Consider the following 22,514-nt stretch of genomic DNA (forward strand, 5'->3'; position numbering starts at 1 on the left):
GGGCGTTTCCGTGATGATGTGAGCGCGCTGCGCGTCGCTTCGGTTATTTGGATGATGCAACCATGGACAAGCGAAGCGCAAAAATCAAATATGCTGACCGAACCGGGCTGCGCTTCGAATTTCCGCCGCGAAGAATGCAGCGACCGAAAAGCTCTTGAGAGGAAACCATGCAGTACAAGCACGTCACGCTCGATTTCGACGGGCCCGTCGCCATCCTCACGCTCGACCATCAGGAGGTGATGAATGCGGTCTCGATCGACATGCTCGGCGGGTTGGCCGAAGCGCTCGACGAGATCGAGGAGAAGAAGGCTGCGGTGCGCTGCCTCGTCGTGACGGGCGCCGGCCGCGCGTTCTGCACCGGCGCCAACCTGCAGGGCCGCAATGCGCAGGCCAAGCCCGGCCGCAGCAATGCCGGCGCCGCGCTCGAGACCGCCTTCCATCCGTTCCTGCGCCGCTTGCGCAATCTGCATTGCCCGATCGTGACCTCGGTGAATGGCCCGGCCGCCGGCGCCGGCATGAGCTTCGCGCTGATGGGCGACATGATCCTGTGCGCGAAGTCCGCCTACTTTCTGCAGGCCTTCCGCCGCATCGGACTGGTGCCTGATTGCGGCTCGACCTGGCTGTTGCCGCGCCTCGTCGGCAAGGCCCGCGCGATCGAGCTGTCGCTGCTGGGCGAGAAGCTGCCGGCCGAGACGGCGCTGCAATGGGGCCTCGTCAACCGCGTCTATGACGATGCGGTCCTGAAGGAGGAGACGATGAAGCTCGCGCACGAGCTCGCCAACGGGCCGACGGTGGCGCTGGCGCAGATCCGCCAGCTGTATTGGGACAGCCCGGAGAACTCTTTCGAGGAGCAGCTCAACGCGGAATTTCAGTCGCAGCGCGTCGCAGGCAGCACTTCGGATTTCAAGGAAGGCGTCACCGCGTTCCTCGAAAAGCGCCCGGCCAAGTTCAAGGGCCAATGATCGAGACCGAGCTGTCCCGCTGCGTCGCCTCGTTCATGCCGGGGGCGACCGGTGTGAGCGGCGCCGCAAGACTCTCCGGCGGCGCCAGCCAGGAGACATGGCGCTTCGACATCGTCCATCCCGTCGGTGAGGTCGGCGCCATTCTGCGTCGCTCGCCGAAAGGCTACGGCGCCGCGCCCGGGCGTGCCGCCGGGCTCGACAACGAGGCGGCGCTGATGCGGCTCGCTTATGCCGCCGGCGTGCCGTCGCCCGAGGTCCTGCACGTGCTGCGGCCGGAGGACGATCTCGGCGCCGGTTTCATCATGCGCCGCGTCGAGGGCGAGACCATCGCGCGCAAGATCCTGCGTGATGCCGAATTCGCCGAGGCGAGGCCGCGCCTCGCGCGCCAGCTGGGCGGCATCGCCGCCGGCATCCACGGGATTCGACGCGAGACGCTGCCCGCGTTGCGCGGGATGACCGCGACCAAGGAGATCGCGGAGCTCGCACGGGAATATCAAAGCTTCGACTGGCCGCGCCCGGTGTTCGATCTGGCCCTGCGCTGGCTGTCGCAGAACGATCCCGGTCCCCCGGCCGAGATCACGCTGGTGCACGGTGATTTCCGCAATGGCAATCTCATCATCGGCCGCGATGGCGTGCGCGCCGTGCTCGACTGGGAGCTCGCCCATCTCGGCGATCCCATGGAGGATCTCGGCTGGATCTGCGTCAACTCCTGGCGCTTCGGCGAGATCGACAAGCCGGTCGGCGGCTTCGGATCGCGTGAGGAGCTGTTCGCGGGCTACGAGGGCGGGGGCCGCAAGGTCGACGCTGATAGAGTGAAGTTCTGGGAGGTCATGGGCACGCTGCGCTGGGGCGTGATGTGCTGCGGCATGATGCAGCGTTTTCGCATCGGTCCCGACCATTCGATGGAGCGCGCCATGATCGGCCGCCGCGCGTCGGAGACCGAGATCGATCTGTTGCGATTGCTTGCGCCGAGGGGAGAGGGCTGATGCAGGACGAGCCGACGCCGACCGAGCTGGTGCAATCCGTCGCCGACTTCCTGCGCAACGACATCGCGCCGCTGATCTCGGGGCACCAGGCGTTCAAGCTGCGCGTGGGCATCAACGCGCTCGATCTCGTGGTGCGACAGCTCACACAGGCGGCTGCGGCAGATGAGGCGGAGCATGCGCGGTTGAGAGAATTGCTGGGACAGGATGGTGATCTACTCGAACTCAATCGAGCGCTCGCGGCTCAGATCGCCAGCGGCGCCGTTGGTCTCCAGACACCGGGCCTGAAGCAGCACCTCTGGCGGACCACTCTCGCCAAGCTCGCCGTCGATCAGCCGAACTACGCGTCCTACAAGCGCGAAGCTGGGAGGAGCACCGATGGCTCCTAACCCACCGGCGTCATGCCCGGGCTTGACCCGGGCATCCATCTCTTCACGAGTCTGCTGCGAGACGTGGATGGCCGGGTCAAGCCCGGCCATGACGGAGCGGAGACAACCCGGCGCGATCAGGCCCAGAGCATGCGAAGTATCGGATAACTCACCGCCCGAGCCACCTCGGCGGCCGCTTCTCCGAGAACGCCTTCGGTCCCTCGATGTAGTCCTGCGAATGGATCATCGCCTGCACCGCCGGGTAGTCGCGCTGCTCGGTGATGGCCTGCTCCAGCGAGACCGCAAGGCCCTTCTCGATCGCCTGCTTGGAGGCGCGGATCGACATCGGCGAGTTCTTGGCGATCGTCTCGGCCCATCGCTCCGCCGCCGCCAGCGCCTCGCCTTGCGGCACCACCTCATTGACGAAGCCGAGCTCATGGCCTTCGCGGGCGCCGACATGTCGACCGGTGAGGATCATGCCCATCGCGCGCTTCATGCCGATCTGGCGCGGCAGCCGCTGCAGGCCGCCGGCGAGCGCGGCGAGGCCGACGCGCGGCTCGGGCAACGCGAAGGTCGCATTCTCGGAGGCGATGATCAGGTCGCAGGCGAGCGCGATCTCGAAGCCGCCGCCCATTGCGACGCCGTTGACGGCGGCGATGATCGGCTTGTCGCAATCGAAGCGGGAGGTGAGCCCCGCGAAGCCGCTCTTACCCCAACCGCGCGCGCCGCCGGCCGCCTGCCATTTCAGGTCGTTGCCGGCGCAGAACGCTTTGTCGCCCTCACCGGTGACGATCGCGACCCACTGCTCGGGATCGGCGGCGAAGGCGTCGAACACGCGCTCGAGTTCATGATGCGCCTCGATGTGCAGGGCGTTGTAGACCTCGGGGCGCGCCAGGGTGACGATCGTGATCGGCCCCTTGCGCGTCACTCTCGAAAACTTCAGCTCCATCGGCTGTTCCTCCTGTCTTCTGATTGGCTGTCGCGCATCAGCTTAGCGCCTGCGCAGGTGTTGCAGTCATCCAAATACGCAACGGCGCTGCGCGCCACAAGCACGCGACGGGAGGTCGCGCCGACCAGGATCAACAACAACAACGAAACACACTGGGAGACACGCCGTGGATTTTTCCTTGCCGAAGGAATTGGTCGCCTATCTCGACGAGCTCGATCGCTTCATCGCCGCCGAGATCAAGCCGCTGGAGCAGGCCGACGACAACATCCGCTTCTTCGATCATCGCCGCGAATGGGCGCGCACCGATTTCGAGAATGGCGGCCTGCCGCGGCATGAATGGGAGCAACTGCTGCGCAAGGCCAAGGATCGTGCCGATGCGGCCGGCCATCTGCGCTTTGCAATTCCGAAGCGCTATGGCGGCAAGGACGGGTCCAACCTCTGGATGGCCGTGATCCGCGAGCATTTCGCCTCCAAGGGCCTCGGCCTGCACAACGACCTGCAGAACGAGCACTCGATCGTCGGCAATCTGCCGATCGTCACCATGCTCGACCGGTACGGCCGCGACGACCAGAAGGCGATGATCGACGGCTCGATCACCGGCAAGTACCGCATCACGTTCGGTCTCACCGAGCCGCATCACGGCTCGGACGCGACCCACATGGAAACCAAGGCCGTTCCGGCCACCCGCGACAACATCAAGGGCTGGCTGATCAACGGCGAGAAGATGTGGACGACGGGCATGCACGTCGCCACCCACTGTGCACTGTTCGCGCGCACCTCGGGCAATGATGGTGACGCGCGCGGCATCACCTGCTTTCTGGTGCCGGCCAAGACCGAGGGTGTGAAGGTCGAGGAGTATCTCTGGACCTTCAACATGCCGACCGATCATCCGCGCGTCAGCTTCACCGACGTGTTCGTGCCGGAGGATGCGCAGTTCGGCGAGGTCGGGCGCGGGCTGTCGCTGGCGCAATGCTTCGTCCATGAGAACCGCATCCGCCAGGCGGCGAGCTCGCTCGGCGCGGCCGTCTACTGCATCAATGAGAGTGTGAATTACGCGCGTGAGCGCAAGCCGTTCGGCAAGGCGCTGGCCGAGAACCAGGCGATTCAGTGGCCGCTGGTCGAGCTGGCGACCCAGGCCGAGATGCTGCGGCTGCTGATCCGCAAGACGGCCTGGGAGATGGACCGGCTCACCCAGGCCCAGGTCGAGCACACACTCTCGGACAAGGTCTCGATGTGCAACTACTGGGCTAACCGTCTGTGCTGCGAGGCGGCCGACCGCGCCATCCAGGTCCATGGCGGCATGGGCTATTCGCGCCACAAGCCGTTCGAGCACATCTACCGCCACCACCGCCGCTACCGCATCACCGAGGGCAGCGAGGAGATCCAGATGCGGAAGGTCGCCGGCTTCCTGTTCGGCTACATGGGGGTGAACAAGCGGTGACACGCTGTTGAGCGGCAGGGCCCTGTCGCAAGCGCAATTGATGCAATCGAGCGTCGTCTCCGGAGCCCTGGATTGCTTCGGCGCAAGGCGCCTCGCAATGACGGCGGAGAGGGAGCGCGCACTCTCTCCACGGCGTCATCGCGAGCGCAAGCGAAGCGATCCAGGATGGCGGTGCGTGCACTCAATTGACCTGCCGATCCTTGCCCGCCCAATAGGGGTCGCGCAGATTCCTTCGCAGGATCTTGCCGGAGGGGTTGCGCGGCAGGGCGTCGAGGAAGTCGACGCTCTTCGGCGTCTTGAAACCGGCGATGCGCGTGCGGGTGAAATTGATGATGTCGATCTCGGTGGCGCGCGTGCCAGGCTTCATCACGACGATCGCCTTGACGGCCTCGCCCCATTTGTCGTCGGGAATCCCGATCACCGCGGCCTCGGCGACATCGGGATGATCGCAGATCGCGCTCTCGACCTCGGCCGGATAGATGTTCTCGCCGCCGGAGATGATCATGTCCTTGATGCGGTCGTGAATGTAGACGTAGCCGTCCTCGTCCATGTAGCCGGCATCACCCGTGCGCAGCCAGCCGTCCTTGCCGAGCGTGCGTGCGGTCGCCTCCGGCAGGTTCCAGTAGCCGGTCATGTTGGAGCCCGAGCGCGTCGCGATCTCGCCGACCTGCCGCGGCCCCAGCGGATTGCCGAGGGGATCGATGATCGCGACCTCGACGCCGGGCAACGGCTTGCCGGCGGAGCGCATGCGCTCCAGTCCCTCGACATGGTCCTCGGGCGGCAGCGCGATGATGGTGCCGGTGGTCTCGGTCATGCCATACATCTGCACGAAGCCGCATTTGAAGACCTCGATGCACTCCTTCAGCAGCGCCGCCGGGATCGGCGAGGCGCCATAGAGCATGTATTTGAGGCGCGAGAAATCCACCTCGCGCGCCCGCGGTTGCCGCACGACGAACTGCATCGCGGCGGGCACCATGAACAGCTTGGTGATGCCGGACTGCTCGAAGAAGTCGAGGATCTTCGTCGGATCGAACTCGCGCGCGATGACGCCGCGGGCGCCGTGATAGAGGCTCATCAGGCCCCAGCCGGAGCCGCCGATGTGGAAGATCGGCATCGCGATCAGCGAGACGTCCTCGGTCGACCATTTGTTCCAGTCCGGTTTCTCCTCGGGATTGCCGGCGTTGACGAGGTTGAGGAAGTTGGCGTGCGACAGCATCGCGCCTTTCGGCTTGCCGGTGGTGCCGGAGGTGTAGAGCTGCAGCGCGATGTCCTGCGGCGTGATCGGAACGCCCGGATCATCCGCGCTCTGCGCGTCGCGCCAAGCCGTGTAGTCCTGCCATTCCGGCGCGCCGCCCTCGGTGGTGATGATGTGCCGCACGCTCGGGATCTGGTCGCGGATGTTGCGGATCATCGTAGTGAATTCCGGTCCGACGAACAGTGCAGGGGCCTTGCAGTCCTCGACGATGAAGGCGACCTCGGGTCCGGCGAGCCGCCAGTTGACCGGTGCCATCACGACATTGGCCTTCATGGCGCCGACCAGCAGCTCGAAATAGACGTCGCTGTTCTTGCCGAAATAGGCGATCCGCTCATTCGGCTTGAGGCCGAGGGCCCGGAGCGCGTTGGCGACCTGGTTGGTCTTGCGGTCGAACGCGGCGAAGCTGGTGATGCGCCCCTCGAACTCATAGGCGGTGGCGGAGCCCAGCGTTTGCGCTCTGTCGCGCACGACGTCGACGAGCGTCGACGATGCCGTCGAGACGGACATGTTTCCCCTCCGATTGCGTCTTGTTCTTTGTTTGATGTCTTGTCGTGGTCCTCGCCCCGGATCGCGCCGGAGCAAGCATCTCTCGATCAGTCTACAGGGCGCACGTCGCCGATCAACCGGGCGATTCGGCCGTCAGCTCGTGCGCGTCGCGCGGTCCTTCTCGTTCTGCGCCTTGATCGACTCCTTGGCCTTGGTCCAGTCGTCGTCGCTCCAGTCGCGCAACTGATAGAAGTTGCCGCCCATCGCCAGCGCCTGGGCGCCGTCCATCGCGATGGTCTCGCCGTTGATCCAGTTGCAGCCGCCGGAGATCAGGAACACCGCGAGGTTCTGCAGCTCCTCCATGGTGCCGACGCGACCCATCGGGTTCATCGCCTTGGTCCGCGCGCCGGCCTCGTCGCCGGGCTTGATGCGCTTGCTCATGCCTTCGGTCGGGATTTCGCCGGGCGCGATGGTGTTGAGGCGGATGCCATAGCGGCCCCATTCAGTCGCGAGCGACATCGTCATGGCGTGGATCGCCGACTTGCTCATCGCCGATGGCACCACATAGGGCGAGCCGTTGCGCACCCACGTCACCGTGATCGACACGACGTTGCCCGGCTGCTTCGCGGCGATCCAGCGCTTGCCGACGGCATGCGTCACGTAGAACGTGCCGTGCATCACGATGTTGGCGACCGCGTCAAAACCGCGCGGGCTCAATTCCTCGGTGCGGGAGATGAAGTTGCCGGCCGCGTTGTTGATCAGATCGGTGAGACCGCCTTCCTGGAAGATGGCCTCGATCATTTCCTCCACCGCCATGGCATTGCGGATGTCGACGCCATGGCTGGTCACGCGGCCGCCGTAGAGGTCCATCAGTTCGGTCGCGGTCTCGTCGCAGGCGATTTTCCGCCGGCCGCAAATATGCACTTCGGCGCCGAGTTGCAGGAAGCGGGCAGCCATCGCTTTGCCAAGGCCCGTGCCGCCGCCGGTCACCAGAATGCGTCGACCTTCGAGGAGATTGTCCTTGAACATGGGAGTTTCCGCCTGACATGTTGTGAGTTAATTGGTCGATTGACTAAATCGCTCCGACAGCATTCTGTAAAGTCACAAAGACATCCGTAGGGAGACCGCTCGATGGACAACCGCCTCGCGATCGAGATCAAGGACGGCGTCGCCGACGTTCGCCTGGTTCGCGCCGACAAGATGAATGCGTTGGACATGGAGATGTTCGAGGCGCTGGTCGCGGCGACCGACCGGCTGTCGAAGGAGAAGGGACTGCGGGCGGTGGTGCTGTCCGGCGAGGGGCGTGCCTTCTGCGCGGGCCTCGACATGGGCCGCTTCGCCGCGATGAAGGAGTCCGGCGGCAACGGCATACCCGGCGGCGAGAAGCGCGACCTCACCATTCGCACCCACGGCAAGGCGAATTTCGCCCAGCAGGCTGTCTGGGGCTGGCGGCAGCTGCCGGTGCCGGTGATTGCTGCAGTGCATGGCGTCGCCTATGGCGGCGGCTTCCAGCTCGCGCTCGGCGCGGACATGCGCTACGTCGCGCCCGACACCAAGATGTCGATCATGGAGATCAAGTGGGGTCTGGTGCCCGACATGGCGGGCACGCCGATCCTGGCGACCCTGATGCGCGACGACATCCTGCGCGAGTTGACCTACACGGGCCGGGTGTTCTCGCCGGAGGAAGGCCAGTCCTACGGCCTCGTTACCCGCATCTGCGCCGATCCGCGCGCGGCTGCGCTGGAGACCGCGCGTGAGATCGCCGGCAAGAATCCGGATGCGATCCGCGCCGCCAAGCGGATGCTGAACAATCTCTCGGTCGATCCGGGGCCGGCGCTGCTCGCCGAATCGGTCGAGCAGCAGAAGCTGATCGGCAGTCCGAACCAGCTCGAATCGGTGCGCGCCAACATCGAGAAGCGCGCGCCGAAGTTTGCGGACTGAGTCCGTCATTCCGGGATGCTCCGAAGGAGCAGGCCCGGAATCTCGAGATTCTCCGGTGCGCAACTGCGCACCTGAGTTCGATGCTCCGCGCAAGACGGCTCCGCCGTTTTGTCGCGGCGCATCGCCCCGGAATGACGGCCGAAACTCAAACCGACGCCAGATCGGATAACAAAGAAAATGGAAACGTCCTCCCTGTTCTGCGGCATCATCTCCGGCGAGCGCCGGCGCAGCCACGCCGAAATCGCCGACCGCGCCGCGCGGATCGCCAGCGGCCTCGCGAAGCTCGGCGTGGGCCAGGGCGATTGCGTCTGCATTCTCATGCGCAACGACATCGCCTTCATCGAGGCCGCCTATGGCGCGATGCGGCTCGGCGCCTATGGCGTGCCGGTGAACTGGCACTTCAAACCGGAGGAGATCGACTACATCCTCAAGGACTCCGCGACCAAGGTGCTGATCGGTCACGCCGATCTGTTGCATCAGCTTCGCGGCCTGATTCCACCCGGAGGCACCGTGCTCAGCGTGCCGACGCCGCCGGAGATCCTGTCCAACTACAAGATCGGCGCGGATCTGCTCGCAACACCGGAGTTCGCGACCGACCTGGAAAGCTGGCTCATGCAACAGGGTCCTTACGAGGGGCCGCAGGTGCCGCAGCCGCAGAACATGATCTACACCTCCGGCACGACCGGTCATCCCAAGGGCGTGCGCCGCAATGCGCCGACGGTCGAGCAGGCGGCTTCGGCCGAGCGCATGCGAGCGCTGATCTACGGCTTGAAGCCGGGCTCGCGCGCGCTCTTGCCGGGGCCGCTGTATCATTCTGCCCCGAATGCGTTCGGCCTGCGTGCCGGACGTCTCGGCGGCGCGCTGGTGCTGATGCCGCGCTTCGAGCCGGAAGAATTTCTCGGCATCATCCAGACAGAGCGGATTGATACGATCTTCATGGTGCCGACCATGTTCATCCGGCTGATGAAGCTGCCGGAGGAGGTTCGCCGCCGCTACGACGTATCGTCGCTGCGCCATGTCATTCACGCTGCCGCGCCGTGCCCGGCCGACGTCAAGCGCGCGATGATCGACTGGTGGGGGCCGGTCATCTACGAGTTCTACGGCTCGACCGAATCCGGCGCCGTCACCTTCGCAACCTCGGAGGACGCGCTGCGCAAGCCCGGCACCGTCGGCAAGGTCGCGCCGGGCGCCGAGCTGCGTTTCCTCGGCGAGGACGGCCGCATCCTGCCGCAGGGCGAGGTTGGCGAGATCTATTCGCGTATCGCGGGCAATCCGGATTTTGCCTATCACAACAAGCCGGAGAAGCGTGCCGAGATCGACCGCGACGGCTTCATTACGTCCGGGGACGTCGGCTACATGGACGCTGAGGGCTACGTCTTCCTGTGCGATCGCAAGCGCGACATGGTGATCTCCGGCGGCGTCAACATTTATCCGGCCGAGATCGAAGCCGTATTGCATGCCGTGCCCGGCGTGCACGATTGCGCCGTATTCGGCATTCCCGATGCCGAGTTCGGGGAAGCCCTGATGGCCGTGGTCGAGCCGCAGCCCGGCGTCGTGCTGGATACCGGCGAGATCAGACACCGGCTCAGGGCTTCTCTGGCCGACTACAAGGTGCCCAAGCACATCGAAATCCAGGACAAATTGCCTCGTGAGGATTCCGGCAAGATCTTCAAGCGGCGGCTGCGCGACCCCTATTGGGCGCAGGCAGGGCGAAAGATCTGATCGATTGGCGGCTCTCAGCGATGAGAAGACGTCACGTGAGCATTGAATAGGGCAGGCGACGCCTCTTTCTTGATCTTGCGCTGCGGTATAGATACGGCAGACTGACCCGTAAATGGGCAGCTGCTGGAGAGCGCATCCATGTCGCCGCAAACCATGAGCGAGGAAATCCGTCCCAACCGCGCTGCCGAGGTGCAGGCGATGGAGGAGGATGCGCGGCTGCGGGACGATATCCGGCTGCTCGGCCGCATCCTCGGCGATACCGTCCGCGACCAGGAAGGCGCCGAATTGTTCGACCTCGTCGAGCGCATCCGCCAGACCTCGGTGCGCTTCCACCGCGACGAGGACCGCCAGGCGCGGCGCGAGCTGGAGCAGATCCTCGACGGCATGACGACGGCTGAGACCGTCCGCATCGTTCGCGCCTTCAGCTATTTCTCGCACCTCGCCAACATTGCCGAGGACCAGAACAACATCCGGCGCATGCGTGCCAAGAGCGATTCCAATGGCGGGGCCGGCATGCTGGCGGCGACGCTCGCTCACGCCAAATCCGCCGGATTCGAGGCTTCCGATCTGCGCAAGTTCTTCTCGACGGCGCTGGTCAGCCCGGTCCTGACCGCGCACCCGACAGAGGTGCGGCGCAAGAGCACGATGGATCGCGAGATGGAGATCGCGATGCTGCTCGACCGCCGCGAGCGGATGCAGCTGACGCCGGATGAGCGCGAGGCCAATGACGAGGCGCTGCGCCGCGCCGTGCTGACCTTGTGGCAGACCAACCTGCTGCGCCGGACCAAGCTGACGGTGCTCGACGAGGTCACCAACGGGCTGTCGTTCTACGACTACACGTTTCTGCGTGAGGTGCCGCGTCTGCTGTGCTCGCTCGAGGATCGGCTCAATGACGGAGGGGAGGTGGCGGGCGATCTCGCCTCGTTCCTGCGCATGGGGAGCTGGATCGGCGGCGATCGCGACGGCAATCCGTTCGTCACCGCCGAGGTGATGCGCGGAACGCTCAAGCTGCAATCCAGCCTGGCGCTGCACTACTATCTCGAGGAACTGCACCTGCTCGGCAGCGAGCTGTCCATCGCCGCGCATCTCGCCGATGTCTCCGAGGAGCTGCGTGCGCTGGCCGAGCGCTCGCCGGACACGTCGCCGCATCGTCACGGCGAGCCATATCGCCTGGCGGTGTCCGGCATCTATGCGCGCTTGGCGGCGACGGCGAAGAAGCTCAGTATCCCGATCAGCCGCCTTCCCGTGGCGGCGGTGGCGCCTTACGACAGCGTCAAGCAGATGCAGGATGATCTCGACGTGCTGCATCACTCGCTGATCGCCAACAATGCCGAGGTGATCGCCCGCGGGCGGCTGCGGCTGCTGCGGCGTGCCCTGGATTGCTTCGGCTTCCATCTGGCCCGGCTCGACATCCGCCAGAATTCGGCGGTGCACGAGCGCACCGTCGCCGAGCTGATCGACACCGCGATGCCCGGCATGTCCTATATGGCGCTGAGCGAGGATGCGCGGGTCGGCCTGCTTGTCAGCGAGCTGCGCAACGCCAGGCCGCTTGTATCGCAATTCGTCAAGTACAGCGATGAGACCGTCGGCGAGCTCGCGCTGTTCCGCGCCGCTGCCGAGGCGCACGCGACCTTCGGCGCCGACGTGATCCCCCAGTGCATCATCTCGATGTGCAAGGGCATGTCCGACATGCTCGAGGTGGCGCTGCTGCTCAAGGAGGTCGGCCTGATCGATCCATCGGGCCGCTGCGCCGTCAACATCGTGCCGCTGTTCGAGACGATCGAGGATTTGCAGGCCTCCAGCGCCATCATGGACCGCATGCTGGCGCTGCACGATTACCGCCGCCTGGTCGACAGCCGCGGCGCCGTGCAGGAGGTCATGCTCGGCTATTCCGACAGCAACAAGGACGGCGGCTTCGTCACCTCGGGCTGGGAGCTCTACAAGGCCGAGATCGGCCTGGTCGACATCTTCGAACGCCATGGCATCCGGCTCAGGCTGTTCCATGGCCGCGGCGGATCGGTCGGCCGCGGCGGCGGTCCGAGCTACGACGCCATCATCGCCCAGCCCGGCGGCGCGGTGAACGGCCAGATCCGCATCACCGAGCAGGGCGAGATCATCTCCAGCAAATATTCCAACGCCGAGGTCGGACGTAACAATCTGGAAATTCTCGCCGCCGCGACGCTCGAGGCCAGCCTGCTGCATCCGCGGCAGCCGGCGCCGAAGCGCGAATATCTCACTGCGATGGACCGGCTCTCGGAGCTCGCCTTCAAGGCCTATCGGGGCCTCGTCTACGAAACCGACGGCTTCGTCGAATATTTCTGGGCCTCGACGGTCATCAACGAGATCGCCACCCTCAACATCGGCAGCCGCCCGGCCTCGCGCAAGAAAACCCGCGCGATCGAGGACCTGCGTGCGATCCCCTGGGTGTTCTCCTGGGCGCAGTGCCGGCTGATGCTGCCGGGCTGGTACGGCTTCGGCAGCGCGGTCGAGACCTGGATCGCGGAAAATCCGGAGCAGGGCATGCCATTCCTGCGCGAGCTTTATCAGGAATGGCCGTTCTTCCGCATGCTGCTGTCGAACATGGACATGGTGCTCGCCAAGAGCTCGATCGCCATCGCCTCGCGCTATGCCGAGCTGGTCCCGGACGAGGCCCTGCGTGAAAAGATTTTTGGCCGCATCCGGCGCGAATGGAATCTGGTGATCGAGACGTTGCTCGATATCATGGGACAGGAGCGCTTGCTGCAGGGCAATCCGCTGCTGGAGCGCTCGGTGCGCAACCGCTTTCCCTATCTCGATCCGCTTAACCACGTGCAGGTCGAGCTTCTCAAGGAGCACCGCGCGCAGAACCCGGACGAGCAGGTGCTGCGCGGGATTCAGCTGACGATCAACGGCATCTCGGCGGGGTTGAGAAATACGGGATAGCTCGGCTGTAACCACAGACTCTCTGTCGTCCCGGCGAACGCCGGGACCCATAACCCCAGGGAGTAGTTTGGGGCGAATGCGTTGTCGACCTTCGCCTATCACGGCCGCCGCGGCGTATGGGTCCCGGGTCGGCGCCACGACGCGCTGCGCGCATCGTGGCTTGCCCGGGACGACAGCGGTGGTGCGACTGATTTGCGGCTCAAGCAGCAAATGACATACGATCTCGTCCTCGCGGCGTTTCGCGCCCGAGTGCATGCAGCGAACATGTCCCTCACGAGCGTGCAAGGGCGCGGGGAATGCCGGGTGAAGGCCTCACCCATGGCCCGCCTGCAGAAAAGAAAGCAGGCGGCAGTCACCACAGGTTCAGCCGAACATCCGGCATTCCCCGCGCGATGTCTTCACGCTTATACGCGATCTCCCCGGTGTGCCGGCTCGTAGACACCGTCGCCCGCGCGATGCGCTGGGCATCACCACGGACTTGACGCCTGCTTCGGGGCGCCAGGACCACGCGATTTCACGTCCGCGGCAAAGCCGTTCGTCCGCGCATCCAGGGACACGCTGCGGCTCAACCGCGGCCATCGCATCCCCGCCTCGCGTGTCGTGACGATCGCGCGCTACGCCCCTTGCATGAGGCGGGATGGCGAGAGAAGAACATGATTTCCGAAAAATAGCAAGCGCTTTATTCGTTTCAGAAGGCGAGGTGCGTCCGTTCGTCGGGTCCCGGTCTTGATTCGGACCCGGAGCCGCAGGCAGATGTGGCTGGGCGAGGAGGATCGACCATCGTGCCTCGCACGTCTCCCTGGGGGTATGGGTCCCGGATCTGCGCGCGCGTACCGCGCGCCTGTCCGGGACGGCAGTGTGAGTGTGGCCCCATCGTTGACGAGGCATCCCCGCTTTCGCAGGGACGCCTCGTAGCAAGGGCGGTTTTCCGGCCTAACAGATATGCGCGCCCTGCGTCTCCACATAGACCGCATAGAGCGATTGGCTCGCGGTCATGAACAGGCGATTGCGCTTCTTGCCGCCGAAGCAGACATTGGCGCAGATCTCCGGCAGCTTGATCTGGCCGATGCGGACGCCGTCCGGCGCGAAGATGTGGACGCCGTCATAGCCTTCGCCGACCCAGCCGGCGCCGACCCAGATGTTGCCGTCGATGTCGACCCGCAGCCCGTCCGCGAAGCCCGACTTGCCGTCGAGCGTCATGTCGATGAACGCCTTCGGGTTCGCCAGCTTGTCGCCATTGACGTCGTACTGCCAGATCACGTTCTTGGCGTTCGGATAGTGCGTGATGCCGGTGTCGCAGACGTAGAGCTTCTTGTAGTCGTGGCTGAAGGCGATGCCGTTCGGCTTGAACGGCTCGTCCGCGACCTTGGTGATCGCGCCGGACTGCGCATCGACGCGGTAGACGGCTTCCTTCTGGAACGGCTGATTGGAGCCGTTGCGGGCGTTCTGCCCTTCATACAGGTTGATCGAGCCGTAGCCGGGATCGGTGAACCAGATCGACTGGTCGCTGGGATTGACGACCATGTCGTTCGGGCCGTTGAGGGGCTTGTCGTTCGCCTTCTCCGCGAGAACGGTGACCGAGCCGTTGTGCTCGAAGCGGACGAGGCGGGTCCGCTCGGCCGTGATCTGCCGCCCTTCATAATCGAAGGTGTTGCCGTTCGATTCGTTCGATGGCTTGCGGAACTGCTGGGAGATGTGGCCGTCGTCGTCGAGATAGCGCAGTTGTCGGTTGTTCGGGATGTCGCTCCAGACCAGATACTGCGCCTGCGCGTTCCAGGCCGGACCTTCCGCCCACAGGCAGCCGGTGAACAGACGCTTGATCGTGGTGTTGCCAACCTTGGCCTTGAAGCGCTTCTCGTCGATCACAACGATGTCGGGATCCGGATAGCGTTGCGGCTGCGCGCCCGGTCCGAAATCGCGGGCACCGGCCGGCGAGACTGCCGCTGCCGCCGCGGCAAAGCCGGCGACGCCCTTGAGGAGCATGCGCCGGTCGAAGCCGTCAGTTCCGGCCGGCGAATCCTGCGTGATGTCGTGTCGTGCATTCGTCATCTATGTCCTCCCGACTTTTGTTGGGAGGCGACCATACGACGAAATCATGGCGGCGCGCGGGTCGTTTAGACAAAAAACAACTTGAGATGGTGTGCGCTGCAAGCGGATTTTGGCGCTGCAAATCTCAGATCGGGTCCCAGCCGAACACGTCGGCGGAACGATCGAGCTTGTAGAACGACGGCTTCAGTGCCGGCATGCCATGCTCCGCAATGGTCTGCGGCGTCCAGCCTTCGCCGCGGTGCACCGAGCGTAATGGGCGCGACTGGCTCATCAGGAAGATCTCGTTCATGCGAACGGCGAAGATCTGGCCGGTGACGTCTTTCGAGGCATCGCCGAGCAGATAGGCGACGACGGGCGCGATCTTCTCGGGCCCCATCCGCTTCATGCGTTCGACGCGTTCCTTCTCGGCCTCGGTCTCCGCCGGGATGGTGCCGATCATGCGGCTCCAGGCAAACGGCGAGACGCAATTGGAGCGCACGTTGAAGCGGCCCATGTCGAGCGCGATCGACTTCGACAGGCCGACGATGCCGAGCTTTGCCGCGGCGTAGTTGGCCTGGCCATAATTGCCGATCAGGCCTGAGGTCGAGGTGAAATGGACGAAGGAGCCGCTCTCCTGCTCGCGGAACAGCCGCGCGGCGGAGTGAGCGACATAGAACGAGCCCATCAGGTGGACCTTGATGACGGCCTCGAACGCCTCGATGCTCATCTTGTGGAAGATCATGTCGCGCAGGATGCCGGCATTGTTGACCACGCCGTCGAGCTTGCCGAAGTGGTCGGTCGCGGCCTTCACGATCTTGCTGGCCGGGATCGCTTCGGACACGCTCTCGAAATTCGCCACCGCCGTGCCGCCGCGCTTCTTGATTTCCTCGACCACTTCCTCCGCCGGCGCTGCGCTGGTGCCCGAGCCGTCGGAGGCGACGCCGGGATCGTTGACCACGACCTTGGCGCCTTCGGCGGCGCACAGCAGCGCGATCTCGCGGCCGATGCCGCGGCCGGCGCCGGTGACGATGATGACTTTGTCCTGGAGCGATTTGGTCATGGGGAGGTCTCCTTGTTTTGCCCCGTCATTCCGGGCTGGTGCGCAGCACCAGACCCGGAATCTCGAGATTCCGGGTTCGCGCTTTCGCGCGCCCCGGAATGACGGTGGTTATCTTTCGTTCGTAAAAATAATCGTCCCTGACGCGGCGAACATGCCGCCGACGCCGTGACACACCGAGATCTTGGCTCCGGGTACCTGCGCCGGGGCGATGCCACGCATCTGGCGCACGCTCTCCTGCAACGCATACATGCCGTACATGCCCGAATGCATGTAGGACAGGCCGCCGCCATTGGTATTGAGCGGCAGCTTGCCGCCGGGACGTGTGTGTCCGGCAGCGATGAACGGGCCGGTCTCCTCATGCGGCATGAAGCCGAGATCGCCGAGCCCGAACAGCGGCAGATGCGCGAACGCGTCGTAGATCATGAGATGGTCGACGTCGGCATGGCCGATGCCGGCCTCCTTGAAGGCGAGGGGGCCCGCGACCTTGAAGGCACGCGACGAATTGAACGTCTCCATCTGGCTGACCATCGGCGTCTCCACGCTTTCGCCGGTGCCGAGAATATAGACTGGCCTCTGCGGAAAATCCTTGGCTCGATCGGCCGAGGTCAGGATCAGCGCGCCGCCGCCATCGGTGACGAGACAGCATTGCAGCAGCCGGAACGGATAGGCGATCATGCGCGAGTTCAGCACGTCCTCGACCGTGATCGGATCCTTCATCATCGCGCGAGGATTCTTCGCGGCCCATTCGCGCTGGACGACGGCGACCATCGCCAACTGCTCATGGGTGATGCCGTAGGTCTTCATGTAGCGCAGCACGGGGATCGGGAACATGCTGGGCGGACCGTAGACGCCGAACGGTGCCTCGAACTGGCCCTGCAGGCTGTCAGGCGGAATCGATCGCGGCAGCTTGCCGATCATCGACTTGCCGCTCTCGGCATGGGTGATCAGCACGGTCTTGCACAGGCCGGCCTCGATCGCCGCGGCAGCGTGGCGGACATGCAGCATGAAGGAGCAGCCGCCGACCGAGGTGCCGTCGACCCAGGTCGGCGTGATGCCGAGGTAATGACAGATCTGCTGCGGCGTCTCGACCGCGGTGGCGAAGCCGTCGATGTCCGACAGCTTGAGCCCGGCATCGGCGATCGCATTCAGCGCCGCGTCCGCATGCAGCTGGATCTGCGACATCGTCGGGATGATACCGAGCTCGGTGGTCTCGGCGGCGCCGACCACGGCAACCTGGTTTCGACGCATGGCGCTATCCTTTCGCCGGCCGGAACAGGGGCAGGGTGATTTGTTCGTCGAGCGGCTCGAAAGTGACTTCGAGCGGCATGTCGAGCTCCAATGCCTCCGGTGTCTGGGGGCAGCCCGTGATGTTGCTCATCATGCGCGGGCCCTCTTCGAGCGCCACGACGGCAATGGCGTAGGGCGGCGTGAAGCCGGGCGCCGGGGGACGATGGTTGATGACGTAGCTGTAGAGCGTGCCCCGGCCTGAGGCCTTGAAGACGCTGACCTTGCGGCTGGCGCAGGCCGGACAGAACGGGCGCGGCGGGAAGTAGACGTGGGCGCAGGCGTCGCAGCGCTGCAGTCGCAATTCAGCGGCTCTGGTGCCGTCCCAGAAATGCTGGGTCTCGGGTGTCGGCTTGGGACGTGCGCGCGCTGGCTCGGCCATCCGATGGATCCTCCCTGTGGCGGGCTCCGTCGCCTGCTCATTTGCCGGATGTGATGCGCCATTTGAAGCAGACGCGTCAACGGTCCATCACGCCGCGCATGCCGCTCTCCGGCAAGCGCAGAGGTGTCCCGGGCAGCAATTGCCGTCCGGTGAAAATTGGTCTTTGATGCGGCCGCATGATCGGAGACGAGATGAAGCTGCGCGACATCGCCCATTCCAGGACCGGCGACAAAGGTGATACCTCGAACATCTCGGTCATCGCCTACGACGCCAAGGATTATCCATTGCTGCGCGCACAGGTGACGGCCGAGCGGGTCAGGGCCCACTTTGCCGGCATTGTCCGGGGCGAGGTGGTCCGCTATGAGCTGCCCAACATTGCGGCGCTGAATTTCGTGATGAGCCGGGCGCTCGGCGGCGGGGTGACCCGCTCGCTGGCGCTGGATGCGCACGGCAAGTCGCTGAGTTCCGCGCTGCTCGATATGGATATCGCGGCCGATGCCGCTGATCACACGCGATAGGACGCCATGACCGCTTCAAATCCGACCCTGGCCGCGCTGGCCGACGATCTCGCCGCCGGCCGCACCACCGCGCGCAAGCTGGTGGAGGAGTGTCTCGCCCGCATTGCCGATCCCGCGGGTGAGGGGGAGCGCGCCTTCATCCATGTCGACAAGGACGCCGCGCTGGCGGCCGCCGACGGCATGGACGCGCTGCGCAAGGCCAATGCCGCGCCGTCGCCCTTCGCCGGCATTCCGGTCTCGATCAAGGACCTGTTCGACATCAAGGGCCAGGTGACCCGCGCCGGCTCGCGCGCGCTCGACGACTCCGCGCCGGCCGAGGCCGATGCGCCCGCCGTGGCGCGGCTGCGCCGGGCCGGCTTCGTCGTGATCGGCCGCACCAACATGACCGAGTTCGCTTATTCCGGCATCGGCATCAACCCGCATTACGGCACGCCGAAGAGCGCGTGGAAGCGCGAGGTCGGCCACGTGCCGGGCGGCTCGTCGTCGGGTGCCGCCGTCTCGATCGCCGACCGCATGGCCTATGGCGCGCTTGGCACCGACACCGGCGGCTCCTGCCGCATCCCCGCCGCCTTCAACGGCATCACAGGCTTCAAGCCGACGCAGGCCCGCGTGCCGCTCGACGGCGGCGTGCCGCTGTCCTCGACGCTCGACAGTTTTGGGCCGCTCGCCAACACCGTCGCATGCTGCGCGATCCTCGACTCCGTGCTGGCCGATGAGCCGATCCGGCCGCTGGCCGCGCGACCGGTGAAGGGCCTGCGGCTCGCGGTGCCCACGACGATCGTGCTCGACGAGCTCGATGCCGAGGTCGCCGCGACCTTCGAGCGGGCGCTGCAGACCCTGGCGAAGCAGGGCGCGCTGATCGAGCGCATCGAATTTCCGGAGTTTCTCGACGTCGGCGTCATCGGCATGAAGGGCGGCTTTGCCGCGGCCGAGAGCTACGCCTGGCACCGCTTCCTGCTGATCGCCAAGGGCGACGTCTATGATCCGCGCGTCTCCGTCCGCATCCTGCGCGGCGAGGCGATCACGGTGCCGGACTACATCGAGATGCTCAACGCCCGCCGCTCGCTGGTCAAGCGGGCCGCCGCACGGATCGCGCCGTACGACGCGCTGGTGATGCCGACCACCGCCAACGCGTCGCCCAGGATTGCCGATCTCGCCGACGATCAGGTCTTCGCCCGCGAAAACATCCGTGCCCTGCGCAACTGCACCTTCATCAACATGATCGACGGCTGCGCCATCTCGCTGCCGGCGCATCGCCATGGCGAGGTCCCGGTCGGCCTGATGTTGGCGCAATCCGGCGGCAACGACCGCAAGCTGCTGGAGATCGCGGCCGGGATCGAGGGCGTGGTGCGGGGTTGAGGCGGCGGCTCGGCATGTCTGCGGTTTGGTATCGAGCTACGTGAGCTCGTTTTTGCCGAGCAGCGTTGTCTCTGATCGAGTTTGTTCTACCCCGGAAAACGGGTGGCGCTGGGCCAGCCTGATGGCCACATTGCTTGCATGATCAAGGCACGCAAGATGACTCCATCGTCGCCCGAACCCACGCCGCGCCCCGAGGCGATCGACTGGGCGATGGTGGAACGGGACCTCGATGCGCGCGGCTGCGCCGTGTTGACGCAGTTGCTCTCGCCCGACGACTGCCGCGCGTTGGCGGCGCTCTATCCGGACGACAGTCGCTTTCGCAGCCGGGTGGTGATGGCGCGGCACGGCTTCGGGCGGGGCGAGTACAGATATTTCAGCTATCCGCTGCCGGATCCGATCGCGCGGCTGCGGCCGCTTTTGTACGCGCATCTTGTTGCGGTCGCCAACCGCTGGAACGCGACGATGGGGATCGACGTCCGGTACCCCGGCGACCACGATGATTTTCTCGCGCGCTGCCATCGGGCCGGCCAGACCAGGCCGACGCCGCTGCTGCTGCAATATGTCGAGGGCGACTACAATTGCCTGCACCAGGACCTCTATGGCGAGCACGTGTTTCCGCTGCAGGTCGCGATCCTCTTGTCCGAGCCGGGGCGTGATTTCGAGGGCGGCGAGTTCGTGCTGACCGAGCAGCGGCCGCGCATGCAGTCGCGCGCCGAGGTGGTGCCGCTGCGGCAGGGCGATGCCGTGGTGTTCGCGGTCTACAATCGTCCGGTGCAGGGCACGCGCGGCAGCTACCGCGTCAACATGCGCCATGGTGTCAGCCGGCTGCGCTCCGGCCGGCGCCATACGCTGGGCGTGATCTTTCACGATGCGAAGTGAGGCGCATGACGGTGGATCTGTTCGATGGACTCGCGGCGGTAGGACCGGCTCGCGAGCAGCTCGCGCCCGGCGCGGTGCTGCTGCGCGGCTTCGCGCGGCCGCAGGAGGCGGAGCTTATCACAGCGATCGAGACGATCGCGGCGCAGGCGCCGTTCCGCCGCATGGTGACCCCGGGCGGCCATCAGATGTCGGTGGCGATGACGAGTTGCGGCGCGTGTGGCTGGGTCACGGATCGCAGCGGCTACCGCTATGATGCTGTTGATCCGGACAGCGGCCAGCCATGGCCGGCGATGCCGCCGCTGTTTCATCAACTTGCCGAGCAAGCCGCAAGCGAGGCCGGCTTCGCAGGCTTCGCGCCCGATGCCTGCCTGATCAACCGCTATGAGCCGGGCGCCAGGATGTCGCTGCATCAGGACCGCGATGAGCGTGACATCGGCGCGCCGATCGTCTCGGTGTCGCTCGGGCTGCCCGCGACCTTTCTGTTCGGCGGGCTCAAACGCACCGAAAGGACGCAACGCTATCGGCTGGTTCATGGCGACGTCGTCGTCTGGGGCGGGCCGGCGCGGCTCGCGTTTCATGGCGTTGCCCCGCTCGCCGACGGTGAGCATGCTCGGCTCGGCCGCCGGCGCATCAACCTGACCTTCCGCCGAGCGCGGTAGTCCTGGCCGGTCTGTGACCTTCCTCGTTTTGCAACGGGCATCCTTGGCTCTATGCTGCCCCCGGGAGAGGGGCCATGAGCACTGTCGAACTTGCGGAGGAGCGAGCGCCGGCGGCGACGCGAATAGGACTTCACCTTGCGCTGCTGCAGCTGGTGTTCACGCTGCTGTGGACGACCTATGTGATCTATCTGCCGAAGCTCGCGGCCCAGGCCGGCATCGCGCCCTCGGACGTCGTTCTGATCCTGATGCTGGACCAGGCGATCTTCACGCTCTCGGATACGGCCATGGGGATCGCGGCCGATCGCATCGGGCGCGTCGCCGCGCGGTTCGGTCTATTCGTTGGCCTGCTGGCTGCGGTATCCTGCGCCGCCTTTGTCGCGCTGCCGTTCGTGGCGGCGTCGGCGGGTCCAGCGGTCTTCATCGGACTGATCGCGATCTGGGCGCTGACCTCCTCGGTGTTGCGCGCGCCGCCCTTGACCCTGCTCGGGCGCCATGCGGCCCGGCCGGCCATTCCGTTCCTGGCAGCGCTGGTCATGCTCGGCTATGGCGTGGCCGGCGCCGTGTCGCCGTATCTCGGCGTGATCCTGCGCGACTACGATCCGCGATTGCCTTTCATCATCTCATCAGCCGTGCTGCTGCTGACCGCACTCGGTCTCGCGCGCATCCCGCAGGATGCCGGTCCGGCCGCGCAAGCGCCGGCCAATCCCAAGCCCGAGCCCAAGCCGCTGCGGGGACTGCCGCTGCTGTTCATCGGCGCCATGGTGATCCTCGCGCTCGGCTACCAGCTGCATTTCAGCATCAACAGCTCGGCGTTCTATCTCCGCTTCGCCAAGCCGGAGGATCTGTCCTGGCTGATGCCGGTGTTCTGGATCGGCTTCAACCTTGTGCTGTTTCCGGCCAGCGTGGTGGTGAAGCATCGCGGTGGGCTGATCGTGATGGGCATCGCGGGCCTGCTGGGCGCGATCGCGATCGTCATCGCCGAACTCGCCGGTGCGCTGACCGTGCTGATCGTGGCGCAGTTCATCGCCGGTGCGGCCTGGGGCTGCATGATGATGAGCGCAATCTCGGCAGCGCTCGCGATCGGCACGTCAGGTGCCGAGGGCAAGGTGACCGGTCTCGTGTTCTCCGCGCTGGCGCTGGCCACGTTCGCGCGGATCGCCGCCGTCGCCGGCGGTCTGCAGAAGCTGCCCGACTACGCACCACTGGTGCGATGGGCGCCGGTCGCGTGCTGGCTCGTGGCCGGGGCCGGCCTGCTGGCGATGGCCGCGGCCGGATTGCAGGGACGCCGCGCGTCCCCGCCGTGAGCTCGATCGGTG

The 22,514-nt window shown here is 65.6% G+C and carries 19 protein-coding genes; 12 read left to right on the forward strand and 7 right to left on the reverse strand.

What is annotated here, in order from left to right; all coding sequences use genetic code 11:
• Positions 1–167 precede the first annotated feature (167 nt).
• From QX051_RS13535 to QX051_RS13545, 3 genes are read left to right on the forward strand one after another with little or no spacing between them, the layout of a single operon-like run.
• Positions 168–962, forward strand: a complete 795-nt coding sequence (locus QX051_RS13535) for an enoyl-CoA hydratase/isomerase (RefSeq protein ID WP_315737255.1) — start codon at positions 168–170, stop codon at positions 960–962.
• A complete protein-coding gene (locus QX051_RS13540; protein WP_315776457.1) occupies positions 959–1,948 on the forward strand; it encodes a phosphotransferase family protein in 990 nt (329 codons plus the stop codon). The genes QX051_RS13535 and QX051_RS13540 overlap by 4 nt, the downstream gene beginning before the upstream one ends.
• Positions 1,948–2,334 (forward strand): DUF6285 domain-containing protein, encoded by a 387-nt coding sequence (locus QX051_RS13545; protein WP_315776458.1) that lies wholly within the window; start codon positions 1,948–1,950, stop codon positions 2,332–2,334. The genes QX051_RS13540 and QX051_RS13545 overlap by 1 nt, the downstream gene beginning before the upstream one ends.
• A gap of 148 nt (positions 2,335–2,482) precedes the next feature.
• On the opposite strand, the gene QX051_RS13550 is transcribed toward QX051_RS13545, so the two are convergent.
• Positions 2,483–3,262, reverse strand: coding sequence for an enoyl-CoA hydratase-related protein (locus tag QX051_RS13550; RefSeq protein WP_315737258.1), 780 nt, complete (start codon positions 3,260–3,262; stop codon positions 2,483–2,485).
• A 166-nt stretch (positions 3,263–3,428) separates the two neighbouring features.
• On the opposite strand from QX051_RS13550, the gene QX051_RS13555 reads away from it, so the two are divergent.
• Positions 3,429–4,703, forward strand: a complete 1,275-nt coding sequence (locus tag QX051_RS13555; RefSeq protein WP_315776459.1) for an acyl-CoA dehydrogenase family protein — start codon at positions 3,429–3,431, stop codon at positions 4,701–4,703.
• A gap of 181 nt (positions 4,704–4,884) precedes the next feature.
• On the opposite strand, the gene QX051_RS13560 is transcribed toward QX051_RS13555, so the two are convergent.
• Together QX051_RS13560 and QX051_RS13565 are read right to left on the reverse strand one after the other, a co-directional pair.
• Entirely contained in the window at positions 4,885–6,465 is a 1,581-nt protein-coding gene (locus QX051_RS13560) for a fatty acid--CoA ligase (protein ID WP_315776460.1), read from the reverse strand.
• Between the two features lie 132 nt (positions 6,466–6,597).
• On the reverse strand, positions 6,598–7,473 hold the full coding sequence (locus tag QX051_RS13565; RefSeq protein ID WP_315776461.1) for an SDR family oxidoreductase: 876 nt from the start codon (positions 7,471–7,473) through the stop codon (positions 6,598–6,600).
• A gap of 102 nt (positions 7,474–7,575) precedes the next feature.
• Between QX051_RS13565 and QX051_RS13570 the strand changes: the two genes are divergently transcribed.
• From QX051_RS13570 to ppc, 3 genes are all read left to right on the forward strand, one after another.
• Entirely contained in the window at positions 7,576–8,385 is an 810-nt protein-coding gene (locus QX051_RS13570) for a crotonase/enoyl-CoA hydratase family protein (protein WP_315776462.1), read from the forward strand.
• A gap of 177 nt (positions 8,386–8,562) precedes the next feature.
• The gene (locus QX051_RS13575; RefSeq protein WP_315776463.1) at positions 8,563–10,107 is read left to right on the forward strand and encodes an acyl-CoA synthetase; all 1,545 of its coding nucleotides are present in this window, start codon (positions 8,563–8,565) and stop codon (positions 10,105–10,107) included.
• Between the two features lie 138 nt (positions 10,108–10,245).
• A complete protein-coding gene (gene ppc, locus QX051_RS13580) occupies positions 10,246–13,029 on the forward strand; it encodes a phosphoenolpyruvate carboxylase (protein WP_315776464.1) in 2,784 nt (927 codons plus the stop codon).
• A 933-nt stretch (positions 13,030–13,962) separates the two neighbouring features.
• Here the strand turns inward: ppc and QX051_RS13585 are convergent.
• The 4 genes from QX051_RS13585 to QX051_RS13600 form a co-directional block, all read right to left on the reverse strand.
• Entirely contained in the window at positions 13,963–15,078 is a 1,116-nt protein-coding gene (locus QX051_RS13585; protein WP_315737264.1) for an SMP-30/gluconolactonase/LRE family protein, read from the reverse strand.
• A 124-nt stretch (positions 15,079–15,202) separates the two neighbouring features.
• Positions 15,203–16,117, reverse strand: coding sequence for an SDR family oxidoreductase (locus QX051_RS13590; RefSeq protein WP_315737265.1), 915 nt, complete (start codon positions 16,115–16,117; stop codon positions 15,203–15,205).
• Positions 16,118–16,225: 108 nt separating this feature from the next.
• Positions 16,226–17,365, reverse strand: a complete 1,140-nt coding sequence (locus QX051_RS13595; RefSeq protein WP_315776465.1) for a thiolase C-terminal domain-containing protein — start codon at positions 17,363–17,365, stop codon at positions 16,226–16,228.
• 4 nt (positions 17,366–17,369) lie between these two features.
• The gene (locus QX051_RS13600) at positions 17,370–17,783 is read right to left on the reverse strand and encodes a Zn-ribbon domain-containing OB-fold protein (RefSeq protein ID WP_315776466.1); all 414 of its coding nucleotides are present in this window, start codon (positions 17,781–17,783) and stop codon (positions 17,370–17,372) included.
• 191 nt (positions 17,784–17,974) lie between these two features.
• On the opposite strand from QX051_RS13600, the gene QX051_RS13605 reads away from it, so the two are divergent.
• The 5 genes from QX051_RS13605 to QX051_RS13625 all read left to right on the forward strand — a co-directional run bounded on the left by QX051_RS13605 (position 17,975) and on the right by QX051_RS13625 (position 22,502).
• Positions 17,975–18,301, forward strand: coding sequence for a hypothetical protein (locus QX051_RS13605; RefSeq protein ID WP_315772505.1), 327 nt, complete (start codon positions 17,975–17,977; stop codon positions 18,299–18,301).
• 6 nt (positions 18,302–18,307) lie between these two features.
• Positions 18,308–19,660: an amidase gene (locus QX051_RS13610; protein WP_315776467.1), complete on the forward strand. Its 1,353-nt coding sequence runs from the start codon at positions 18,308–18,310 to the stop codon at positions 19,658–19,660.
• A gap of 210 nt (positions 19,661–19,870) precedes the next feature.
• A complete protein-coding gene (locus tag QX051_RS13615) occupies positions 19,871–20,539 on the forward strand; it encodes a 2OG-Fe(II) oxygenase (protein ID WP_409998097.1) in 669 nt (222 codons plus the stop codon).
• A 5-nt stretch (positions 20,540–20,544) separates the two neighbouring features.
• Entirely contained in the window at positions 20,545–21,198 is a 654-nt protein-coding gene (gene alkB, locus QX051_RS13620) for a DNA oxidative demethylase AlkB (RefSeq protein WP_315776469.1), read from the forward strand.
• A 74-nt stretch (positions 21,199–21,272) separates the two neighbouring features.
• Positions 21,273–22,502: an MFS transporter gene (locus tag QX051_RS13625; protein WP_315776470.1), complete on the forward strand. Its 1,230-nt coding sequence runs from the start codon at positions 21,273–21,275 to the stop codon at positions 22,500–22,502.
• Positions 22,503–22,514 lie beyond the last annotated feature (12 nt).

Origin of the sequence: Bradyrhizobium sp. SZCCHNR1053, from assembly GCF_032381235.1 — a bacterium.
Taxonomy (GTDB): domain Bacteria; phylum Pseudomonadota; class Alphaproteobacteria; order Rhizobiales; family Xanthobacteraceae; genus Bradyrhizobium.